16 protein-coding genes are annotated in these 22,259 nt (G+C 51.2%); 9 read left to right on the top strand and 7 right to left on the bottom strand.

Features of this window, described 5'->3' with window-relative positions; all coding sequences use genetic code 11:
- Positions 1-70: 70 nt before the first annotated feature.
- The 6 genes from JL719_RS19460 to JL719_RS19435 all read left to right on the top strand — a co-directional run bounded on the left by JL719_RS19460 (position 71) and on the right by JL719_RS19435 (position 5,206).
- Entirely contained in the window at positions 71-685 is a 615-nt protein-coding gene (locus JL719_RS19460) for a hypothetical protein (protein WP_033158338.1), read from the top strand.
- A 41-nt stretch (positions 686-726) separates the two neighbouring features.
- Positions 727-1,455 (top strand): oxygen-binding di-iron domain-containing protein, encoded by a 729-nt coding sequence (locus JL719_RS19455; RefSeq protein WP_033158339.1) that lies wholly within the window; start codon positions 727-729, stop codon positions 1,453-1,455.
- A gap of 105 nt (positions 1,456-1,560) precedes the next feature.
- Positions 1,561-2,916, top strand: coding sequence for a tRNA (N6-isopentenyl adenosine(37)-C2)-methylthiotransferase MiaB (miaB, locus tag JL719_RS19450; RefSeq protein WP_051670296.1), 1,356 nt, complete (start codon positions 1,561-1,563; stop codon positions 2,914-2,916).
- The gene (locus JL719_RS19445; protein ID WP_033158340.1) at positions 2,916-3,905 is read left to right on the top strand and encodes a PhoH family protein; all 990 of its coding nucleotides are present in this window, start codon (positions 2,916-2,918) and stop codon (positions 3,903-3,905) included. Before miaB ends, JL719_RS19445 begins: the two co-directional genes overlap by 1 nt.
- A gap of 3 nt (positions 3,906-3,908) precedes the next feature.
- A complete protein-coding gene (gene ybeY, locus JL719_RS19440) occupies positions 3,909-4,373 on the top strand; it encodes an rRNA maturation RNase YbeY (RefSeq protein ID WP_033158341.1) in 465 nt (154 codons plus the stop codon).
- A complete protein-coding gene (locus tag JL719_RS19435) occupies positions 4,370-5,206 on the top strand; it encodes a CorC family transporter (RefSeq protein WP_033158342.1) in 837 nt (278 codons plus the stop codon). The genes ybeY and JL719_RS19435 overlap by 4 nt, the downstream gene beginning before the upstream one ends.
- Here the strand turns inward: JL719_RS19435 and JL719_RS19430 are convergent.
- Genes JL719_RS19430 through glgB form a run of 5 tightly spaced genes read right to left on the bottom strand, consistent with a single transcriptional unit; the run spans position 5,199 to position 14,564 of the window.
- Positions 5,199-8,960 (bottom strand): EAL domain-containing protein, encoded by a 3,762-nt coding sequence (locus JL719_RS19430; RefSeq protein WP_051670298.1) that lies wholly within the window; start codon positions 8,958-8,960, stop codon positions 5,199-5,201. The genes JL719_RS19435 and JL719_RS19430 overlap by 8 nt on opposite strands.
- Positions 8,961-10,118 (bottom strand): extracellular solute-binding protein, encoded by a 1,158-nt coding sequence (locus tag JL719_RS19425; protein WP_225892911.1) that lies wholly within the window; start codon positions 10,116-10,118, stop codon positions 8,961-8,963.
- A gap of 40 nt (positions 10,119-10,158) precedes the next feature.
- A complete protein-coding gene (locus tag JL719_RS19420; RefSeq protein WP_033158343.1) occupies positions 10,159-10,950 on the bottom strand; it encodes a secretin GspD/PilQ domain-containing protein in 792 nt (263 codons plus the stop codon).
- Positions 10,940-12,373: a glycogen synthase GlgA gene (gene glgA, locus JL719_RS19415; RefSeq protein ID WP_033158344.1), complete on the bottom strand. Its 1,434-nt coding sequence runs from the start codon at positions 12,371-12,373 to the stop codon at positions 10,940-10,942. Before glgA ends, JL719_RS19420 begins: the two co-directional genes overlap by 11 nt.
- 10 nt (positions 12,374-12,383) lie before the next feature.
- Entirely contained in the window at positions 12,384-14,564 is a 2,181-nt protein-coding gene (gene glgB, locus JL719_RS19410) for a 1,4-alpha-glucan branching protein GlgB (RefSeq protein WP_033158345.1), read from the bottom strand.
- Positions 14,565-14,779: 215 nt separating this feature from the next.
- Here glgB and glgC point away from each other — a divergent pair, with 215 nt between their 5' ends.
- Genes glgC through malQ form a run of 3 tightly spaced genes read left to right on the top strand, consistent with a single transcriptional unit; the run spans position 14,780 to position 19,232 of the window.
- A complete protein-coding gene (glgC, locus tag JL719_RS19405) occupies positions 14,780-16,060 on the top strand; it encodes a glucose-1-phosphate adenylyltransferase (RefSeq protein ID WP_033158346.1) in 1,281 nt (426 codons plus the stop codon).
- Entirely contained in the window at positions 16,050-17,741 is a 1,692-nt protein-coding gene (locus tag JL719_RS19400) for a glycoside hydrolase family 57 protein (RefSeq protein ID WP_033158347.1), read from the top strand. Before glgC ends, JL719_RS19400 begins: the two co-directional genes overlap by 11 nt.
- Before the next feature lie 18 nt (positions 17,742-17,759).
- Complete coding sequence (gene malQ, locus JL719_RS19395; protein WP_033158348.1) at positions 17,760-19,232, top strand: 4-alpha-glucanotransferase; 1,473 nt, start codon at positions 17,760-17,762, stop codon at positions 19,230-19,232.
- 15 nt (positions 19,233-19,247) lie between these two features.
- On the opposite strand, the gene JL719_RS19390 is transcribed toward malQ, so the two are convergent.
- Both JL719_RS19390 and JL719_RS19385 read right to left on the bottom strand, forming a co-directional pair.
- Positions 19,248-20,105 carry a quinoprotein dehydrogenase-associated putative ABC transporter substrate-binding protein gene (locus JL719_RS19390; RefSeq protein ID WP_033158349.1) on the bottom strand — a complete coding sequence of 286 codons (858 nt, stop codon included), beginning with the start codon at positions 20,103-20,105 and terminating at the stop codon, positions 19,248-19,250.
- 93 nt (positions 20,106-20,198) lie between these two features.
- On the bottom strand, positions 20,199-22,052 hold the full coding sequence (locus JL719_RS19385; RefSeq protein ID WP_033158350.1) for a methanol/ethanol family PQQ-dependent dehydrogenase: 1,854 nt from the start codon (positions 22,050-22,052) through the stop codon (positions 20,199-20,201).
- Positions 22,053-22,259 lie beyond the last annotated feature (207 nt).

Raw genomic sequence — 22,259 nt, 5'->3', positions numbered from 1 at the left:
AAATAGCACGGGGATTTATTTGTCGGCTAAGCTATAAATAAATTTATCGTCGATCTGAGGGTCTTTCAGTATGCAAGTCAATCAAACCAAGTCCCAATTTGTCGCCGTGGCTTCCATAGCCGCCGAATTGAGCGCGGTGATGGAAGTGGCCAAGGAAATTTCTCTCGCGGCAGCCAATGCCAAAGCGATTGCTTTCCGCGCCGGTGAAAAGGCCAAGGGCTTCCAACCCATCACGGACTTCATAAACGAATTGGCTAAGGATACGATCGAATTGGTCAATAACATCAACGAATACGCATTCCATCTTTATCGTCTGACAGTCAATGAACAGCGCATGACCGAAGCATGCAGACGCTTCGAGAAAGTGGGGCAGTTGGCTGTCGGCGCTAGATATGCCGATTCCTTAGCCACCCCATTGCAGGAAGTCAGGTTAAGAACGCAGATTTGTCATCGAGAGTTTATTATCCAGGTTTCGGAATTACTGATTAAGTTGGCGGATGTGATGCATCCGGCTAGGGCGGCTCGGGTGATTGCTGCCAACTCCCGGATAGAAGCTTCGCAAGCGGGAGAGTATCTGCAAAGTCTGCAAGCGGTCGCTGAAAGCGTCGATAACGCCGCGCAAATAATCAACGACAAAGTACATAAATGCCGGAGTGCATTGACGATTATAAACGTCGCCGAATAGCGCACCCATCAAACCCAGTATGGCCAAGAGGTACAGTTAGCATGAGAATGACCAAAATTTATGAGGGCGCCTATCAATGGATAATGTTTGGCCGCGATGCGCATAAGCCCGAGAAAATCATTGATACCAACCAATATATGGTAAGGACGGCCAATCGCTGCCTTTTGATCGATCCCGGCGGCATAGAGCTGTTTGCGCCAATGCTGGCGGCGGTATTACACCATGCGCCGGTCGAGGAAATTACTGATTTGTTCGCCTCGCATCAAGATCCAGACATCATTTCATCTTTGGGTTTATGGGATCAAGCGCTGCCCAATGCCAAGCTGCATGCCTCAGCATTATGGGAAGGTTTTTTAAGGCACTTCGGCTGCGAAACTATCGAATATGTACCGATTCCCGACCATGGCGGAGTCATCAATCTCGGTACTACCGAATTGCAGATTGTTCCAGCTCACTATCTGCATGCCTCCGCTAATTTCCATATTTATGATCCACACGCCAAAATCCTGATGTCCGGCGATGTCGGTGCAGCCTTGGAGCCGCCTGGAACGCCAGTATTTGTGGACAACTTCGATATGCACGTCGATAAAATGCGTTTTTTCCATCAGCGTTGGATGCCCTCTAATCAAGCTAAACGAGCCTGGATTGACCGAGTCAGGAAGTTGGATATCGACATACTGGCTCCGCAACATGGTCGGATGTTCAAAGGCGATGATGTGAAGCGTTTTCTGGATTGGTTCGAGGCCCTACAAGTGGGGATTGCCGTATAAAACAAGCATTTGCCGAAAATTGGGTTTATAATCCGGCCATTACGAGCCCCCGTCGCGAGACGGGGGTTTTTTGTTAGTGAGAGTAGTTGAGGTATCTCATCAAGCATGGCGCAAAAACTTTATATACAGACTAACGGCTGTCAAATGAACGAATACGATTCCGATAAGATGCGGGACGTATTGATCGCATCGCACGGCATGGAATTGACCGACATTCCGGAACAAGCCGATGTGTTGTTACTAAACACTTGTTCGATCCGCGAAAAAGCTCAGGAAAAGGTATTTTCCGCCGTGGGGCGCTGGAAAAAAATCAAAGATAAACGTCCCGGTGTGATTATTGGTGTTGGTGGCTGCGTAGCCAGCCAGGAAGGTGCGGCCCTGCAAAAGCGCGCGCCGTATGTAGACATTGTGTTTGGTCCGCAAACCCTGCACCGCTTGCCTGAGTTGTTAAACCAAGCACGTAGTGGCGGTAAGCATGTAGTCGACATTTCTTTTCCCGAAATCGAAAAATTCGATAATTTACCGGAACCGCGTGCGGAAGGCCCCAAGGCCTATGTATCGGTGATGGAAGGTTGCAGTAAGTACTGTACCTATTGTGTCGTGCCGTACACTCGCGGTGAAGAAGTCAGCCGGCCGCTGAACGATGTGATTGCTGAAATCGAAACGCTGGCTAGACAAGGTGTGCGCGAGATCAATCTGCTCGGCCAAAACGTTAATGCTTATCGCGGCGCGATGGAAGACGGCGATGTGGCTAGTTTTGCGCTGTTGTTGCATTGCGTTGCCGCTGTCGATGGTATAGACCGTATTCGTTTCACTACATCGCATCCTTTAGAATTCACTGACGATATTATCGAAGCGTTTGCCGAGATTCCGCAGCTGGTCAATCACTTGCATTTGCCCGTGCAGAGCGGCAGCAACCGCATTTTGGCGGAAATGAAGCGTGGTCATAGGCGCGAAGATTATCTGGAAATCATGCGCAAGATGAAAGCGGTGCGGCCAGGCATCAGTTTGTCGTCGGATTTTATCGTCGGCTTTCCCGGTGAAACCGAAGAAGATTTTGAAGATACCATGGCCTTGATCGAGGAAGTCGGTTACGACCTGTCTTACAGTTTTATCTTCAGTGCCAGACCGGGCACGCCGGCGGCCAACTTTGCCGACGATGTCAGCATGGCTGTTAAGGAGCAACGCTTGAAACGCTTGAAAGACCGCCTGAACGAAATGTTCATGGCTATTTCGGAGTCGATGATCGGTAGCGTGCAAAGTGTGTTGGTGGAGGGCATCTCCAAGAAAAACCCGTTGCATCTAACCGGGCGGACCGAAAATAACCGCGCCGTCAATTTTGCCGGGCATCCGCGCTTGATCGGGCAGTTCGTCGACGTGTATATTGCCGAAGCCTTGCCCAATTCGTTACGGGGTCGCCTGGTGGAATCGTCCATCGAAAAAATCCAGCAGACCGCCTAGTGTTGAACGCCAGCCTTTTTTCGCAAGAAATTACCCTGTTACCCGCCGATGCGCAACGCCTGTCCAATTTTTGCGGACAGTTGGATGCGCATATCCGCCAAATCGAGCAACGCTTACAGGTGGAGATCGCCAATCGCAGCAATCATTTCAAGGTCACGGGTGTCGATGCTGCGGTCAAAGCGGCTTGCGCGGTGATTCAGAAATTGTTCGAATTGACCGAGCGGGAAGAAATCACTCCGGAGCAAGTGCATTTGAGTTTGCAGGATGCCAGTATCGACCAGTTACTACAGGCTGCGCCGAGCGTGAAATCGGAGCCGGTGGCGATTAAAACCAAGCGCGGTGTAATCAAGGGTCGCGGTTTTAATCAGCAGGACTATTTGCGCAAGATCATTTCGCATGACATTAATTTCGGTGTCGGTCCCGCGGGTACCGGTAAAACCTATCTGGCGGTCGCGTGTGCGGTTGATGCGTTGCAAAACGAGACCGTGCGGCGGATTATTTTGGTACGGCCGGCGGTGGAAGCGGGCGAGAAGTTAGGTTTCCTCCCAGGCGATATGGCGCAGAAAGTCGACCCCTATTTGCGGCCCTTGTACGATGCGCTATACGACATGTTGGGTTTCGAGCGCGTCGAAAAATTGCTGGAAAAAAATGTCATCGAAGTGGCGCCCTTAGCCTTCATGCGCGGTAGAACCTTGAACGACTCGTTTATTATTCTGGATGAGGCGCAAAACACGACGGTGGAACAAATCAAGATGTTTTTGACCCGGATCGGTTTCGGTTCCACTGCCGTCATTACCGGCGATGTTACGCAAATCGATTTGCCCAACGAAAAAATGTCCGGTCTGAAACATGTGTTGAAAGTGTTGAAGGATGTGGACGGTATCAGTTTTACCTTTTTCGGCGTGCGCGACGTGGTTCGGCATCCGTTGGTGCAGCGCATCGTCGCCGCCTACGAGCATTACGAAAAAGAGCACATGCCGTCGGCGTAGTCTATGAATTATATCGACATGCAAATTGCTACTTCGGCACCTCATCCCGAACTCGAGCAGTTTCAGCAATGGGTGGACGCCGGGCTAGCAAGCTTTGAGGATGATGCGGACTGCGAGTTGGTGATTCGTTTGGTCGACGATGTGGAAAGCGCAGAGCTGAATCAGCAGTATCGGCATAAAAACGGACCGACTAACATCCTGAGCTTTCCCTTTGAAGCCCCGGCGGGCATGGACATGGACTTGCTGGGCGATTTGGTGATTTGTGCACCGCTGATAGGGCTGGAAGCTGCGCAGCAAAATAAATTGCCCGAGCACCATTGGGCGCATATCACTATACACGGCGTATTGCATTTGCTAGGGTATGACCACATAGAGGATCAGGATGCCGAACAAATGGAAGCATTAGAGATTGAGATTTTGAGCAAATTAGGTATAGCAAACCCTTATATGGAGGATGGAAAGCAATGAGCGATGGTAACCCCCCGAGTAGTCAACCCCATAAGAGTTTGATCGAGCGCATCGGTCATTTTCTGAGTGGGGAGCCGCAAGATCAGGAAGACTTGCTGGAAATATTGAGAGAATCGCAAGAAAAACATCTGTTAGACTCCGACGCACTGGCCATGATGGAAGGCGTGATGCATGTGGCGGAGATGCGGGTCAGAGACATCATGATTCCGCGTTCACAAATGGTCGTCGTTCCTAGGGAAGCGGAACTGGAAACCATCTTTCCGTTAGTGGTCGAATTTGCTCATTCCCGTTTTCCCGTCATCGAAGAAGACCGCAGCAAGGTGGTTGGTGTTTTGCTGGCCAAGGATTTACTGGCTCATGCTTTAAAGGATAAAACCCTGAAAGTCGAGGATGTGATGCGCCCGGTCAACGTGGTGCCCGAAAGCAAACGCTTAAACGTGTTACTAAAAGAATTTCGCACCGAGCGCAACCACATGGCCATCGTCGTCGACGAATACGGCAATGCCGCCGGCTTGGTGACGATTGAAGACGTCCTGGAGCAAATCGTCGGCAAGATTGAAGACGAACACGATGACGACGAAGTACAAGAATTTATTTCTCAGCGTAGCGAGAAAGAATTTATCGTCAGCGCGCTGACACCCATCGAAGAATTCAACGATTATTTTTCCGCCGCATTGGAAGACGACGAATACGACACGCTAGGCGGTTTAATCGTGCAGCGTCTAGAACATTTTCCGAAGAAAGGCGAGAAGGTGGAGCTGGACGATTTCTGTTTCGAGGTATTGCGGGCCGACAATCGGCGAGTGCATTTACTGAAATTGAAGATCAAATAACTGTGTTCTGCGCGCTGGTGCCTGAGGCATTAAGCATTAGTAGTTCCTCGAACGCATCGGCCGGCAGGGCTTTGGAGAATAAATAGCCCTGCCCATAGTCGCACTCCGCTTCCAGCAGTAGCTGGCGTTGTTGTTCGGTTTCTATGCCTTCCGCGATGACTTTCATCCCCAGCTTGTGCGCCATGACGATAATCGCTTCGCAGAGAATTTTGTCGCTGGAATTCGGCGACAAATTGCCGACGAAAGACTGATCGATTTTCAGATAGTCGATATCGAATTTCTTCAGATAAGCCAGCGACGAATAGCCGGTGCCGAAATCGTCCAGCGATACTTGTATCCCTGCGTCTCGAAAAGCCAGTAATTGATCTTTCACCACATTACTGGCGTCCAGCAGCAAGCCCTCGGTAATTTCCGCGACGATGCTTTGTCCCGGCAGCTCAAGTGTTTGTAAGTATTCCAGCCAAGTGCCGTGGGACTGGTCGTCGTAAAACTGCATCGGCGATTTGTTGACGCTGATCTGAAAGTCCGGATGGTATCTTGCACGCCATTGTTTGACCTGTCCTGCCGCTTGTTTAAATACCCAAGTACCGATTTCGGCAATCAGGCCTATATCTTCGGCAATATGCACAAATTCGCTGGGGCTGACCATGCCCCGTGTCGGGTGTTGCCAGCGGATCAGCGCTTCGGCTTTATGGATGGCGCTGGATCCCAGTTCCACGACCGGCTGGTAATATACTTCAAATTGGTTGGCCTCCAAAGCATGGCGCAAATCGTCGGCAATCAGCATGCGCGCTAGAGCGGCTTCCTGCATTGATGGAGTGAAATAACAATAGCGATTACGGCCCTGGTGTTTCGCTGCGTACATTGCCTGATCGGCGTTTTTTATTAAGGTATCGATTCTCTCCGCGTCCTTCGGGTACAGGGTGATGCCGATACTGGCCGAGATGTAGGCCACTTTGCTTTTCAGCTGAAAAGGTTCGGCGAGTCTTTGCAGGATGTTTTTGACCACCCGTTCGGCATCCTCAGCATCATCAAGTTCGCCGAGGATGACTGTGAATTCGTCGCCGCCCAATCGGGCGACAGTATCGGAATCGCGTACGCAATGCAGCAGCCGTTGCGAGGCATCTTTTAACAATAAATCGCCCATATCGTGACCCAGCGTATCGTTAACTTCCTTGAAACGGTCCAGATCAAGCAATATCAAAGCGACCTGCAAGCCGCTGCGATGTGCCTTTTTGATTTCTTGATCCAGCCTGTCATGAAACATGCGGCGGTTGGGCAGGCCGGTGAGCGGATCGAAATTGGCTTGGGTCCAGATCAGTTCTTCGGACTGCTTCTTTTGGGTGATGTCGGAAAATAGCGCAACTCGCCGCTGCGGCAGGCCATCCGCGCTAAATATGGTATTGATGGTCAGTTGCTCAGCAAATATCTCGCCGTTCTTCCGACGATTCCAAATTTCGCCTTTCCAGTGACCACTACTGTTGATGGCTTGCCACATGGCTTGATAAAACTGTTCGCCCTGCCGCGCCGAGTTCAGAATGTTATGGTTTTTACCGATGACTTCGTCCAATGTGTAGCCGGTCAAAGCGGTGAAAGCCGGATTGACATTGATAATCATGCCTTGTGCGTCGGTCACGGCCATCGCTTCGCTGCTGTTTTGATAGACTAAGGACGCCAATTGCAGTTCTTCATTGCTGCGGCTGCGGTCGATTGCAATGCCGGCCAAATGCGAGGCCTGTTCAATCATCTGAATGTCGTCTGCCCCTGGCTCCGCAGGATGGCGCTGGTAAATACCAAAAGTACCCAACAATTGGCCGGACGCGCCACGTATCGGCTCAGACCAGCACGACCCTAAACCGGCCCTAGCCGCAAGCTCGGTAAACGGCGCCCAATAAGTATGGTTTTGAATATCTTCGACAATGACTCGCTGGCCGAAATACGCAGCCGTACCGCATGAGCCGACACCGGGGCCTACGTAAAGGCCGTCTACAGCAGAATTGTAGAAGTCGGGTAGATGCGGTGCAGAGCCTATGAACAAGCGATTACCTTCGTTATTTAATAGCAATATCGAACAAATTAAGTCAGGATTTTGGGCCTCTACACCCAATACCACCGCTTGCAGGATCTCCGGCAGTGCCGCGCCTTTGGATACTAATTCCAGAACATGGTTATGGGCGCGCTCACGATTGGCCGCTTGTTGGCGGTCAGTAATATCCATGGCTATGCCGATGATGCCGACCGTCTCTTTGTTGATGTCTTGCAATGGCGTGCGGGTTATTTGTATGGTGTGCCGTTTGCCATCGGCAAATTTTATTTGCTCGAGGGATTGATGTGCTTGATTTGCTTGCGCTAAACACGCTTGATCGGCACTTAAAAAACGGGCTGCGATCTCCGCGCCGAACAACTCGGCCAATGGTTCGTTGGCAATTAAACGGGTTTCCGGCAGGCCAAGGGCATCGCAAAAAGTATGGTTTACAAATAAAAAGCGCGTATCAAGGTCGGCCAACCAAATGCCGACGGGGGCGTTGTCGAGAATGGCATGCAACTTAGCTTCGGAGGCATGTAACTCGGCTATTTGCGAGTTTAATTGTTCGGTCATCGACATGAAACTATTCGCCAGATAGCCGATTTCGTCGTTACGGTGCGTCGGTAACCCGGTCAGCGGCGTGCCCAGCTTGAATTGACCGATCGCGGTGGTCATTGAATTGAGCGGTTTTGCCAGGACGCGCGCCAACATTAGCGAAATTGCACTTGCCAGCAGGCTGAACAACAAGGTTATTTCGATAACGCTCACTCCCAGAGCTTTACTTTCCTGCAAAACGTTTTTCAGCGGCGTATATAAACCCAGCATGGCGAAGCGTCCGCTGCTTTCCGAGCCCAACGGCAGTTTTACGAAAGCGGCGAGTGAAGAAGTGGCCAAGCTTTGCGTATCGCTGGTCGCGAATACCGAATGCGCTAGTTTGCCAGCCAGAATCGCTTTTACGTTCGGGATGTCATTCTGAATCAGGAAACTGCGGCCGCTTTCAAAGCCAAAGGTTTTTGCCGCGTCGGGGTGAATTAAATAGTCTCCTCTGTCGTTGCTGAGCAGCAATTCAATATCGTCGGGAATATTGCCGCGTACTTGCTCGAATAGCCCTTGTAAATCGACATTGATGACGATTACTGCGATGGTAGTAGTGGCCGACTTGATCGGCATCGCTATCCGCAGTGTGGGTTTACCAAATCCCAGGTGAGTGCCTAATTCCTGATTTAAATTGATTTCCGAAACGTAATATTGCTCCGCAGCCAGCGGCACGGTTTCGAATACGTAAGGAAAATGGTTTTTCTCTTGTAACTGCGCGTCGGCAATCACTTTGAGGCTGTCTTGATCTCTATCGACTCTGACTAATTCCTTGCCGTAATGCTGCGTGTCGATCAAACGGATTTGACTGTATTCGGGATGGGCATTCAGCAAGCTGACAAAAATCTCTGCCAATTGATTTTTACGTATGCCCAACTTTGCGTCAGGTGTTGCCGAGACAATGTCGGCGCTGACCGGCAAATTGCTTAGAAACTTGACGCTGCTGGCGGTAGCTGCCAACGCATCGGCAAATCGGTTTCCCACGGCTTGGGTGTCGTTGAGCAGTTTATCCTTGGCGATTCCCACCAGCATGGCCCGGCTGCGGTCGTAGACATAATAACCGGTCAGGCCTGTCGATAGCGTGCCCAGCAATGCCAGCCAGAAACCCAGTTTTATGCCTATGCTGGAGCGCACTTAAAATGCCTCGGGTGCTTCACCGGAAATGATTCTATCCCATAGCGTTTTGCGCGCCAGCGGATCGAGTATCGGTTCCAGCCAAATAATGGGTTGGTTTTGGGTGTTGTCGTTCTCCGGCGCTGTAATGGTGTTTGCCAAGCCGTGTTGCTGGGTGAGTCGTTCGCTGACCGATTTTTCCAAGGTGTAATTAATCCATTTTTCTGCCAACTCGGGGTTCCGGCTATTTTGGGTGATGGCCCAGCAATCCAGCCAGGCCAACGCACCTTCGCGGGGAATCACATAACCAATGTCTGCACCTGCTTCGCGCAGAGCTTTCAGTTGCTGGGTGCCGTAATTACCGAAAATCAAGGCTATGTCATATTTGACAAAAAGCCTGGTCGCTTCCTCCGCGGTCGCGTAAAAGGTCAGCACATTACGGCGTAACTTGGCCAATTCGCGAGCGGCCTGTTTTAGCTCGGGATCTGTCATCCGGAACGGATTGGATACGCCCCTTAATAAGCCGACTATGGAGAAATTGTGATTACTGGCGTTAAAAGCCAATACTCGGTCCCGATAGGCTGGGTCCCACATAGCCGACATGGATTGGGGGGGAGTGTTAATGAGTTTGCGGTTATAGATCAGCCCCATTTCCGAGTAGGTGTAAGGGACAGCATACGTGTCGTTCCCGCGAACCAGGCCGGGGATGGCTTGCAAGTTTTGGAAACGCGGCAACTGCCGGGCATGGTTGGGAATATTTGTCATGCTGATCGGCCTGCTCAGGCCTTGATCGATATAACGCTGCAATTCCGCAGTATTGACAGCAAATACGTCATAGTTGCCACCATTGATTTTCTGCCAAAGGTCGTCGTCGGACGTTACCAGGGTTAACTCTATCGCCACGTCGAACCGCTGCTGGAATGCCGAAACCACTTCACTATCGGCGTAACCGTCCCAACTGAGCACCCGCAGTGTTTCCTGGGCGGATACCCATCCGGATGTTGCCAGACATATAATCGTAAGAAAATATGTCAGAACGGTGGCGGAACATTTGGCAGTAATGCTCATAAGGCTATCGGCATGAATTTGTCGGGCCATCATAACCAATAAGTATGCGCTTTCCGCCAATGTCGATATTGATATTATGTTGCCGCGCACAGATTCCGAAAATAATGCCATGAGGCTATCTGGTCGGATTGTCGTTTAGGGCGGGTCCGGATTAATCGGCTTGATCGACTTTGATCAGAATGCGTAAAGCATTTTGCCGGGTGCTGTGGTTGAAACTGTTGAAGCCGTGATTGTCGGATTGTTCAGTGTCGGTGTTGCCGGCAATTTCCACCCATTCGCCGAGATTGGCGCGTAAAGTGGTGTGAGCGGATTGGGTTTCGATGTGGCCGTTGCGCTGAAAGCTATCCGACCACGGTTCTATATCGAGAGTGACCTGGTTGCCGGCCAAGCGCGGCGTAACAGCGAAGCCGGTACTGGCTTCAATCATCTGGGTATTGCTGCTCACCGCGGAGCCGTAACCATAGCCCGGGTCGTATACGCTGTAATTTTGCACCGGCCGGACCTGTCCGGTTTTGATATGGGCCGCCTGGCCTTCCAGGGTGCGTAATTGTTGGTGTTGTTGCCGGTTTCGCAAGTCTTCGCTGTTGCCCATCATGCCGTGCATCTGAATCCTATTCGGCGTGGCGGCAATGGCCGCTTCTGCGTTCAATTCGGCTGCGGTTTTGCTACTGGTTTGCAAGACGCTGATGACTAAATTGCTGAGCCGGGCGTCGAGTTTTTGAATGACGGCCCGGATTTCGCCGAGTTTGGCGGGATTGGTTTTAACGATCAGACTGGCACCGTTCTCGATGACGCGATCATCGGCATCCAGCAGCGGTGCCAGTAAAGCGCGTACGTCGGAGGCCGGACGGTTCATCAGGGGGATCACTTCTATCACCGATTCGTCGGCAAGTGCTTGGCCGGCTATCAACATCAAGCCGGCCAAGCAGGGTTTAAATTTCATTGTAAAGCGCGAGATATTGATTCGCACTGTTTTGCCAGGAGAAATCCTTGAGCATCGCGTTACGTTGAATTTTCTTCCAGACTGGTCGATTGTGGAATAACACCAGGCTGCGTTTGATGGCTTCTATCAGCGCGGCCGCCGACGCATCGTTGAACGAGATGCCGCTGGCGGTGCCGTTGGCAATACTTTCCGGAAGTGCGTCGACTACCGTGTCTGCCAAGCCGCCGGTCTTTCTGACGATAGGTATCGTGCCATAGCATTGGCTATACATTTGGTTTAAGCCGCAAGGTTCGAAGCGCGAAGGCATCAGGAAGATGTCGGCGCCGGCTTCGATTTGATGCGCCAAGCGTTCGTCGTAGCCAATGGTGATGGATACTTTTTCCGGATATAAGCGGGCAAATTCCTGCAGGCGGTATTCGATGCTTTTATCGCCGCTGCCCAGTAAGGCAAATTGCAAGGGTAGGGTGGTCATCTCTTGTAAACAGCTTAGTACCAGATCGATACCTTTTTGTTCGACCAAGCGGCCAATCAAACCAAACAAGGGCGTTTCCGATTCCACCGGCAAGCCCAGTTGTTGTTGGAGTGCCGCTTTATTGATTTGCTTGTCTTTTAGGGTATCGACGCTGAAAGGCTTTGCGATATAGGCGTCGTTCGCCGGATTCCAGACCGACACATCAATGCCGTTCAGAATGCCGCGTAACTGGCTTTGTTTATGCGCCAACAAGCCTTCCAAGCCGTAACCGAATTCAGGGGTCTGGATTTCCTGGGCATAAGTGGGGCTCACCGTGGTAATACGGTCGGAATAGCTCAACCCGCCCTTGATAAAGGACAGCATGCCGTGGAATTCCAGACCGTCCGGGTGGAGTAATTGTCCTGGCAGATTTAACTGGGCGTAGGTGCTGCCGGGAAACAGTCCTTGGTAGGCCATATTGTGAATGGTAAAAATCGTCGCCGGCGGGTTGGGTTCCAATGACAGCAGTGCCGGTACCAATCCGGTTTGCCAATCGTTGCAATGCACAATGTCGGCGTGCCAGTCTAAATAAGCCCGGTTGGTGGCCACTTCGACGATGATGCGGCAAAACAGCGCAAAGCGCTCACCAATGTTCGGCCAGGGGCGTCCGGCTTCATCAAGGTATGGGTTACCCGGAAAATTAAAGAACGGCGGATAATCCACCAGCCAGACGATGACATCACTGTCCGGCAAGCGGGTTTCCAGTAGGTTAACGTCGCAATTGTTGACTCGCACCGTGCATAGGTAACGGCCGGGTTCGCAGTTCTTGATGCCCTGGTAATTGGGCATGATGATGCGCACGTCCTGGCCCAACGCGGCCAGGGCCAGAGGCAGGCTGCCGGCGACATCCGCCAGGCCGCCGGTCTTGATCAAGGGGTGGGTTTCGCTGCTCGCGAACAGAATTTTTTTCATGGCGCTAAAACTACATTTTCAAAATAATACCGGCCAGGGGCGGCAAGGTGACGGAAATGGAGTGGTCTTGGTTCATCCAGGGTTGCGGTTCTGACAACACCGAGCCATTGCCAAGGTTGCTGCCGTCGTAATATTGAGAATCGGAATTGAAAATCTCGTAATAGGTGCCGGGATTAGGTACGCCGATCCGGTAACTTTCGCGCGGGACCGGGGTGAAGTTCAGGATCACGATCAAATCTTCATGCGCCGATTTGCGGCGATAACTAATGATAGATTGTTGATAGTCGTGGCAATCGATCCATTCAAATCCGTGATGGTCGAAGTCGTAACGGTGCAGGGCGGTATGGCTGGAATAGAGTTTATTCAAGTCTTTAACCAGGGTTTGCAGGCCTTTGTGATGCGGATAGTCCAATACGTACCAATCAAGCGTACGGTTGCAACTCCACTCGGTGCCTTGGCCGAATTCGCAACCCATGAACAACAATTTTTTGCCCGGATAAGTAAACATCATCGTGTACAGTAGACGCAAATTGGCAAAGCGTTGCCATTCATCGCCCGGCATCTTATTCAACATCGAGCCTTTGCCGTGCACCACTTCGTCGTGCGAGAACGGCAGCACAAAGTTTTCTGTGAATGCGTAAAGCAGGCCGAAAGTCAGCGAATCATGATGGTATGAGCGGTGGATCGGTTGTTCCTGCATGTAATGCAGAATGTCGTGCATCCAGCCCATGTTCCACTTCATCGAGAAGCCCAAGCCACCGGTCCAGGTGGGCCGAGTCACTTGCGGCCACGAGGTCGATTCCTCGGCCATGATCACCGTGCCGGGATGCTGCTCGTGGGTGACGGTATTCATTTGACGCAGGAAGTCGATGGCTTCCAGGTTTTCGTTACCGCCGTACATGTTCGGAATCCAGTCGTTGGCGTCGCGCGAGTAGTCCAGATACAGCATCGACGCCACCGCATCGACCCGCAGGCCGTCGAGGTGGAATTCCTCCAGCCAGAAGAAGGCGCTGGACAGCAGGAAGTTTTTCACTTCGTTGCGGCTGTAGTTGTAAATCAAGGTGCCCCAGTCGCGGTGCTCGCCTTTACGTGGGTCTTCGTGTTCGTAAAGCGGCGTGCCGTCGAAGCGGCCCAGAGCGAAGTTGTCTTTTGGAAAGTGGGCGGGCACCCAATCCAAAATTACGCCGATGCCGTTTTGATGGCAGTGGTCGACAAAATAACGGAAATCGTCCGGCGTGCCGTGGCGGCTGGTCGGCGCAAAATAACCGGTGGTTTGATAACCCCAGGAAATGTCCAGAGGGTGTTCGGTGACCGGCAATAACTCGATATGAGTAAACCCCAGTTCCTTGACGTAATCCACCAACTGCTCGGCAAGCTCGCGATAATTCAGGAAATTGCCGCGATGGTCGCGCCGCCAGGAGCCCAAGTGTACCTCGTAAATCGACATCGGCTGATGCAGCCAGTCGTGCTGCGGACGGTGGTCCATCCAGCTGCCGTCTTGCCAGGTATAGCTGTCTTCTACTGTGACAATCGCGGCGGTTTGCGGACGGAATTCGAATTGCTGGCCGTAAGGGTCGGTTTTGACTAGCAGTTGGCCGGTATGGCGATTCAGAATTTCAAACTTGTACAAGCAGCCGGCAGACAGGCCGGGAATGAAAATTTCCCAGATACCGCTACTGCCCAAGCTGCGCATCGGATGGCAGCGGCCGTCCCAGCGATTGAAGTCGCCGATCACGCTGACCCGCTGTGCGTTCGGCGCCCAAACCGCAAAATGTACGCCGGGAATATCGGCAACGCTGTGCAGATGCGAGCCAAGCTTTTTGTAAATATGCCAATGCCGACCCTCGGCAAACAAATGTTGGTCGAATTCCGGCAGCACCGGGCCGAAGCAGTATGGGTCGTAGTGTTGATGGTCGTAGCCGTCCTTGTCCGTCCAAAATAATGGGTAATGCTCGGGGATGGCTTCGTTGCCCGGATGGTATTCGAAAAAATCGGTGTCGGGAATACGAGAGAATTCTGGGCCTTTGGGACTGTTGATTCTTACGGTTTCCGCGTAGGGCAAATACACTCTGATGACGTTATCGCGGCCTTGACCATGACGGCCTAGCAGGGCGAAAGGATCGTGATGCTTTGCTTCGGTGAGTTTGATTAGTTCTGAATCAAGCGTGTTGGTTTTGCTTGGCTTGTTCATTTTGCAATGCCTCAGTTATAGTTAGTTATCGGTTGGCAGGAATAGCAATTTTGGTAATGACCGACTTTTCAGCATCAAATCGCTTGAGTTTTTACTTTTCCGTGAAGAGTAACGATAATGGCTCTACGCGGCAAGTGGCAGGTAGAGAAATCTGTGAAATGTCGGTTGCAGTCGGTTTTGGGCGGTAAAGCTTATTTAATTGAAAGAGGATACACATGTCAGTCGTCGATACACATCAAACGGAGAGACGGGTCAATGATTTAACCCGCAACACCATTGCGTTAATTCTGGCTGGCGGACGCGGATCGCGGCTGAAGGATATGACCGACTGGCGGGCCAAGCCGGCGGTGCCGTTTGGCGGTAAATTCCGTATCATCGACTTTCCTCTATCCAACTGTATTAACTCCGACATTCGCAAGATCGGTATCCTTACCCAGTATAAAGCTGATTCGCTAATTCGCCACATCCAGCAGGGTTGGGGTTTTTTGCGCGGCGAGTTTGGTGAATATGTCGACTTGATGCCGGCGCAACAACGGCATGACGAACATTCCTGGTACCAAGGCACCGCCGATGCGATATATCAGAACATCGACATCTTGCGGGCCCGTAATCCTGAGTTTGTATTGGTATTGGCTGGTGATCATATTTACAAGATGGACTATTCGGTGATGCTGGCCGATCACGTTGCCAATAAGGCCGATCTGACGATCGGTTGTATAGAAGTCTCACTGGAAGACGCTAAGGCGTTTGGTGTAATGCACGTCGATGAAAATCGCCGGGTGAAGGCGTTTGTGGAAAAGCCCGAAAATCCGCCGGTGATGCCCGGCCGGGAAAACACGGCGTTGGCTTCCATGGGTATTTATATTTTCAATGCCGGTTTCTTGTTCGAACAACTGATCAAAGATGCCGATACCAAAGGCTCCAGCCGTGATTTTGGTAAGGACATCATTCCGTCGGTGATCGAAAAATATCGGGTCAACGCCTATCCGTTCCTCGATTTACAAAGCGGCCAGCAAAGCTATTGGCGCGATGTGGGAACCATCGATGCCTATTGGGCGGCCAATATGGAATTGGTCGGTGTCAAACCCGATATGAATTTGTACGACAATACTTGGCCGATCTGGACCTATCAAGCGCAAACGCCACCGGCTAAATTTGTGTTTGACGATGACGATAGACGCGGCCAGGCGATCGACTCTATGGTCTCCGGCGGTTGCGTGATTTCCGGCGCCACGGTGCGCCATTCCTTACTGTTCTCTATGGTGCGTGTTAACTCCTACAGCTCGGTGCAGGATTCAGTGATTTTGCCCGAAGTGAATGTCGGTAGACATTGCCGGATTACCAAAGCCATCATCGAAAAGGGTTGTCAAATACCGGAAGGTACCGTGATCGGCGAGGACCGGGCGGAAGACGAAAAACGTTTTCATGTCAGCGAGGGCGGCGTGGTGTTGGTGACATCCGATATGCTGGGACAAAGACGGAATTATGTCCGATAAAAAGCTTAAGCTGGTGCTCTGCTGGCACATGCACCAGCCTGAGTACCGAGACATGCAGAGCGGCGAATTCAAGTTGCCGTGGACCTATCTGCATGTGATCAAGGATTATGTGGATATGGTCGCGCATCTGGAAGCCGTGCCGGGGGCTAAAGCGGTGGTGAATTTTGCTCCTATCCTATTGGAGCAGATCGAAGATTATTCCAACCAAGTCAACGGCTATTTGCACGATAGAATTGCCATCAAGGACCCTCTGTTGGCTGCTTTGGTCGAACCTTCGGTTTCCGCCGATCCGGAAAAGCGCTTAAAGTTGTTACGCGATTGCCGAAAAGCCAACCGGGAGCGGCAGATCGAACGCTATCCGGCTTTTCGTAAGCTAACCAATATGGCAGACTGGATTGAAGCTCACCAGGACTCGGTCAATTACCTGAATGCGCAATTTATTTCCGACATTTTGGTCTGGTATCACTTGGTCTGGATGGGCGAGACGGTCAAACTCAAAGATAACCGCGTCAAACGCTTAATCGAAAAAGGCAGCGGCTTTAGTCTGCATGACAGGATCGAGATTGTTGAAATTATTCGCGATCTGTTGTCGAAAGTTATCTACCGCTATAAGGCTTTGGCTAGAAAAGGCCGCATCGAACTGTCGGTGACGCCTTATGCGCACCCCATCATGCCGTTGATGCTCGAGATAGACAGTGCCCGCGAGGCAATGCCTGGCGTAACCTTGCCGGGTATTAGTCATTACCCCGGTGGTGAAGAGCGCGTGCGTTGGCATTTGCAAAAAGGCTTAGCGACCTTTCGGCATTTTTTCGGTTTCGAACCGCAAGGGTGCTGGCCGTCTGAAGGCAGTATCAGTCAGCGGACCCTGGAAGTGTTAGCTGATTTTGGTTTCAAATGGGCCGCCAGTGGCGGTAATGTCTTGCATAACAGCATACGCGCCAGCGCGCTTGGCGAAGCAGTTACTGTGCATCGCCCCTTTAAGCTGGGTTCTGCGGAGATCGCCTGTTTTTTTCGGGACGACGGCTTGTCGGATTTAATCGGATTTGAATATTCAAAATGGCATGCTGATGATGCGGTGGCTGATCTGATTCAGCACTTGGAAAATATCGCCGATTATGAGCCACAGACGCCCCTGGTTTCGATAATCATGGATGGCGAAAATGCCTGGGAATATTTTCCGGATAACGGGTATCATTTTCTTAGTGCGCTGTATAAGCGGCTTAGCGAACATCCGCGTATCGAATTAACCACTTTTTCTGACTATCTGGATAGTGCCGCTCCCCAGTCTGGGTCCTTGCCGAAATTGGTGGCCGGTAGTTGGGTGTATGGTACGTTTTCGACTTGGATCGGCGATGCCGATAAGAACTGCGGCTGGGAGATGTTGGCTGATGTCAAAAACGCTTTCGACAAAGCGGTCGCCAACGGCAAACTCTCCGAGCAACAATTGGCTGCCGCACAGGTGCAATTGGGCGTCTGCGAGGGGTCGGATTGGTTTTGGTGGTTCGGTGATTATAATCCCGGCGAAGCGGTCAGCGATTTTGAAAAACAGTATCGGCTTAATTTGAGCAATCTATATCGTTTACTGGGCGAAGAGCCGCCGCCCTATCTGGCCTTGTCGTTTACACAAGGCTGCGGCAGTCCAGCGATGGGCGGCGCAATGCGGCGCGGTATTCAAATATAATAAAATGGAACAAACAACATGGGTGCTCTCTTGGATAAACGCCGCGCAGGTGTTTTGTTACATATAACATCGCTCCCGGGCCGTGGAGAGTGTGGTGATTTGGGTAAGGAAGCCTTCAATTTTGTTAATTTTCTGCACGATATAGGTGCTACCGTCTGGCAGACCTTGCCGCTGGGCATGACGCATGGCGACGGTTCACCTTACCAGTGCTTGTCGGCACATGCCGGCAATCCTGCCCTGATTAACATTCAATGGCTAGCCGATAAGGGTTGGCTGCAAACTACCGACCGTTGCGGCGATTGCCATACCAACGCCGAATACACCAAAAGTTGTTTGGTAACGAAAGCGTTCTATGGTTTTCAAAGCTTGGCTGATGCCGAGCAGCAGCACGATTTTAAGCAGTTCTGCGTGGAAAAAGCCGATTGGCTGGACGACTTTGCCTTGTTTATCGCCTTACGTAATGTGTTTGGACATAAAAGCTGGAATCAATGGCCGGACGCACTGAAGCAACGCGAGCCGGGCGCACTGAATGAATCAAAGCAGTTACTGAAGGCTGTGATCGAAACGATCAAATTCGAGCAGTATGTGTTTTTCCGGCAATGGCACGAGTTGAAAGATTACGCCGCCAAACATGGCGTACTGATGTTTGGCGATATTCCGATCTTTGTATCGTACGACAGTGCCGATGTTTGGGCGAACCGGGCGGTCTTCAAACTTAACGATTTGGGCGAAATGGATGTCGTGGCCGGCGTGCCGCCCGATTATTTCTCTGAGAACGGTCAGCGTTGGGGGAACCCGCACTATGACTGGAAATATTTGCAGAAAACCGATTTTAAATGGTGGTTAGATAGAATCAAATCCCAGTACGAAATGTTCGATATTTTGCGAATCGATCATTTTCGCGGCTTAGAGGCGGCATGGGAGATTCCGGCCAGCGAGCATACCGCTATCAACGGGCGTTGGGTTAAAGCGCCGGGTGCGGAATTGCTGGCGGCTATTCAGGAGCAATTTGCCTCGCTATCCTTGGTGGCAGAAGATCTTGGGATTATTACCGAAGACGTAGAAGCTTTGCGCGACGATTTCGATTTGCCGGGCATGAAAATTTTGCAGTTTGCTTTCGGCGACGATAGTCGCAATCCTTATTTGCCCTGCAATTATCAGAAAAATAGCGTGGTTTACACCGGTACCCACGATAACGATACCACGCTGGGCTGGTTCGAAGGGCTTAATGACGGCGAGAAACAGCGTATATACGATTATCTTGGCTGGTCTAGCCTGCCCATGCCCAGTGCCTTGATTCATGCCGCGTTAGGCTCGGTTGCCAATCTGGCGGTGATACCGATGCAGGATATTCTGAAGTTGGGATCACCCGATAGAATGAACACGCCAGGCACAACCGAAGGAAATTGGCGCTGGCGGTTCGATTGGTCGCAATTAACCGATGATAAAGCCGGACATTTTGCGCATCTGGTTAGATTGTTTGGACGTTAGCTCTTAAAGGGCATTTCAATCGTCGTCTTTTTTGCCGGTTTCTGCGGGGATCGGCAATACAGCGATGTCGTAACTTGCGATGATGGCCTGGATTTTATCCAGGTTTTTGTCGATCAAATCATCCAGTTGTTGCTTACGTTTGTTGTCGCCTTGGCGCAGGCCCATGGCTATTGAAAAATCAAACTTTAAGCCCGGTGAAGATTGCATAGGTATAGCAATATAACTGCCTTTGGGGGCTTGTGATTGCACATAACCCGCCATTGGTCCCCAAAGTATCACCATGTCTATTTTCTTGGCACGTAAGTCTTTTTCGATTTGCATGGCGGTGTTGTGTTCGCTGTCTCCGGTCATGCTTTGGTAGGGAATCCCTTGCTCCAGCAAGCCGCTTTTTTGCAGCCAGTCGGTACCTGGGCCGCGGTCGAACATCGCTATTTTCAGTTTTTCCTGTCTGTCCAATGGGAGATTGGCTAGTTGTGCACTGTCTTTAATATCGTCCCAGCCGCGGCCTTTGGCAATCAGCAGCACATAAGTCGAGTGGAAGTAGGGTTTGCTGGTATCGGTAAGATCGTAGCCGGCTGGCACGCCCATCACTACATCGCATTTAAAGCCTTCGCCGTTATCGTTCTCGGCTTTCAGTGTGTTGCGGATGAAGCCGATTCGTTCCGGTAGCCAGGTATATTCCAGTTCCTGCCCTAACTGTTCGGCAAATAGGGCGGCAATTTTGTTTTCGTAGCCGGTTTGTTCTTTGGTCGAATAGGGCGGGTTTAACGGGTCGGCGCAAACCCGGAATTTATCTTGGGCGTTCACGGAAATAGTGGCTAACGCCAAGGTCGCCGTCATGAACAGTCTTGAGGCGGTTGAGAACATTTTCATCGCAGTTTCCTTTTAGCTGGGGTCTATACGTAAAAAAGCCTTGGCCGATTACTCGGCCAAGGCTTGCTTTACTGAAATCTAATGACTTAGATCTTAGTTAGGCAGAGCGAACACAGTCAGTGTACCACCCAATTTGGTGTAAGAGCTCAAGCTTCTGTATGCACCCACCGCGCCCAAACCTTCTGAGCTGGATGCAGAAGTACCGTCGTCGATACCGGCAGCGATACCGATACCAGCCCAACCGCCGATACCTGACAGAACGCCAACGTATTGTTTGCCTTCAAATTCCCAAGTATTGACGTTGCCGATGATGCCTGATGGGGTTTTGAATTTGTACAATTCTTTACCGGTTTTAGCATCAACTGCTTTCAGGTAGCCTTCCAGGGTGCCGTAGAATACGACGCCGCCAGCGGTAGCAACCGAACCTGACCATACAGAGAATTGCTCTTTGTTGGACCAAGCGATTTTGCCGGTTTTAGCGTCATAAGCGGTGAACTGACCCAAGTTGGTGGTGCCGTCTTTTTTACCGGTCAGCACGTCAGCGCCGGCAGGCATCATGGACAGCGTAGCACCTACATAAGGTTGGCCAGCAGTGTATGAAACTTCAAACGGTTCGTACTCCATGCACAAATGGTTGCCCGAAATGTAGAACAGGCCGGTTTGTGGAGAGTAAGAAACAGGTTGTTGGTTTTTAGAACCCAACGCCGCAGGGCAAGTACCTACAGTGTTGACGTCTTCACCGTTGTGCTCGGTAGAAAACTCTGGCACTACTTCAGGACGGCCTGATTTCAGATCGACGTGAGACGCCCAGTTGACGGATTTGTCGAATTTCTCAGCAACCAACAATTCGCCGGTTTCGCGGTCCAGGGTATAACCGAAGCCGTTACGGTCGAAATGCACGATAGTTTTGTGCATTTTGCCTTTTACTTCTTGGTCAACCAGAACGGTTTCGTTGATACCGTCATAGTCCCATTCGTCATGTGGAGTCATTTGGTAAACCCATTTAACTTCACCGGTGTCGGCGTCACGCGCCCACAAAGACATGGACCATTTGTTGTCGCCTGGACGTTGTACAGGGTTCCAGGTAGATGGGTTGCCTGAACCGTAGTAAACCAAGTTCAGTTTAGGATCGTAAGAATACCAGCCCCAGGTAGTGCCGCCGCCGATTTTCCATTGGTCGCCTTTCCAGGTGCTGGTGCCAGAGTCAGCGCCAACAGGGGTGACTTTGCCGTCTTGCCAAGTGGTGGATTTGCCTGGTTTCAACAGGGTGTCTTTATCCGGACCCATACTGTAGCCTTTCCATTCCAGCTGGCCGGTGCGGATGTTGTAAGCAGCCAAGAAGCCGCGTACGCCGAATTCGCCGCCGGAAATACCGGTAATGACTTTATCTTTAACAACCAATGGTGCGTTGGTGTTGGTCATACCCAATTTTGGGTCGCCGTTTTGAACACTCCATACGCGCTTACCGGTTTTGGCATCCAGCGCAGTCAGTACGGTGTCTGATTGTTGCAGGAAGATTTTGCCGTCGCCGTAAGCCAAACCGCGGTTAACGGTATCGCAGCACATTACTGGGATGGTGACGTCAGCGTCCATGGTTGGGGTAAATTCCCAGATGACTGCTTTAGTTTTTTGGTCGATCGCGTAAACGGTGTTTGGGAACGGAGTGTGGATGAACATGACGCCGTTAACAACCAAAGGGCCGCCTTCATGACCACGCAAAACACCTGTAGAAAAAGACCAGGCTGGTTGCAGGTTTTTAACGTTTTGAGCGTTGATTTGCGACAGCTTGCTGTAACGTGTGCCGGCGTAATCTCCGCCCCATGTAGCCCAGTTGGCTGGGTCTTGTGTCAGTTTTTCAACATCGCTGTTAGCGGTAGAGACAGTTGGTGCAGCAAGTAAAGTCGCTACAGTCGAAGCAAGCAGCCAGTTTTTTACAGGCTTCTTCATATGTTTCCTCCTGGTAATCTGTTGATGAGACAGAGTACGGTTTTGTGTTGTTAAGACTAATATTAGTTTTAAAGCTCTATTTGGATGACTGCCCTTTAGGGCTTGTTCGGCTATAACCGAGCGCAGAGGGAGAGCCACACCAAGCGCGTAAATTGAAGGATTTTTTCCTAAAAGTCAACCGGAAAAACTCTCCCGGGATGGCGGGGA

The sequence above is a fragment of the Methylomonas sp. LW13 genome (assembly GCF_016865255.1).
GTDB lineage: Bacteria > Pseudomonadota > Gammaproteobacteria > Methylococcales > Methylomonadaceae > Methylomonas.
The sequence above is the reverse complement of the archived record's forward strand: the minus strand, read 5'-3'. Positions and strand labels throughout refer to the sequence as shown.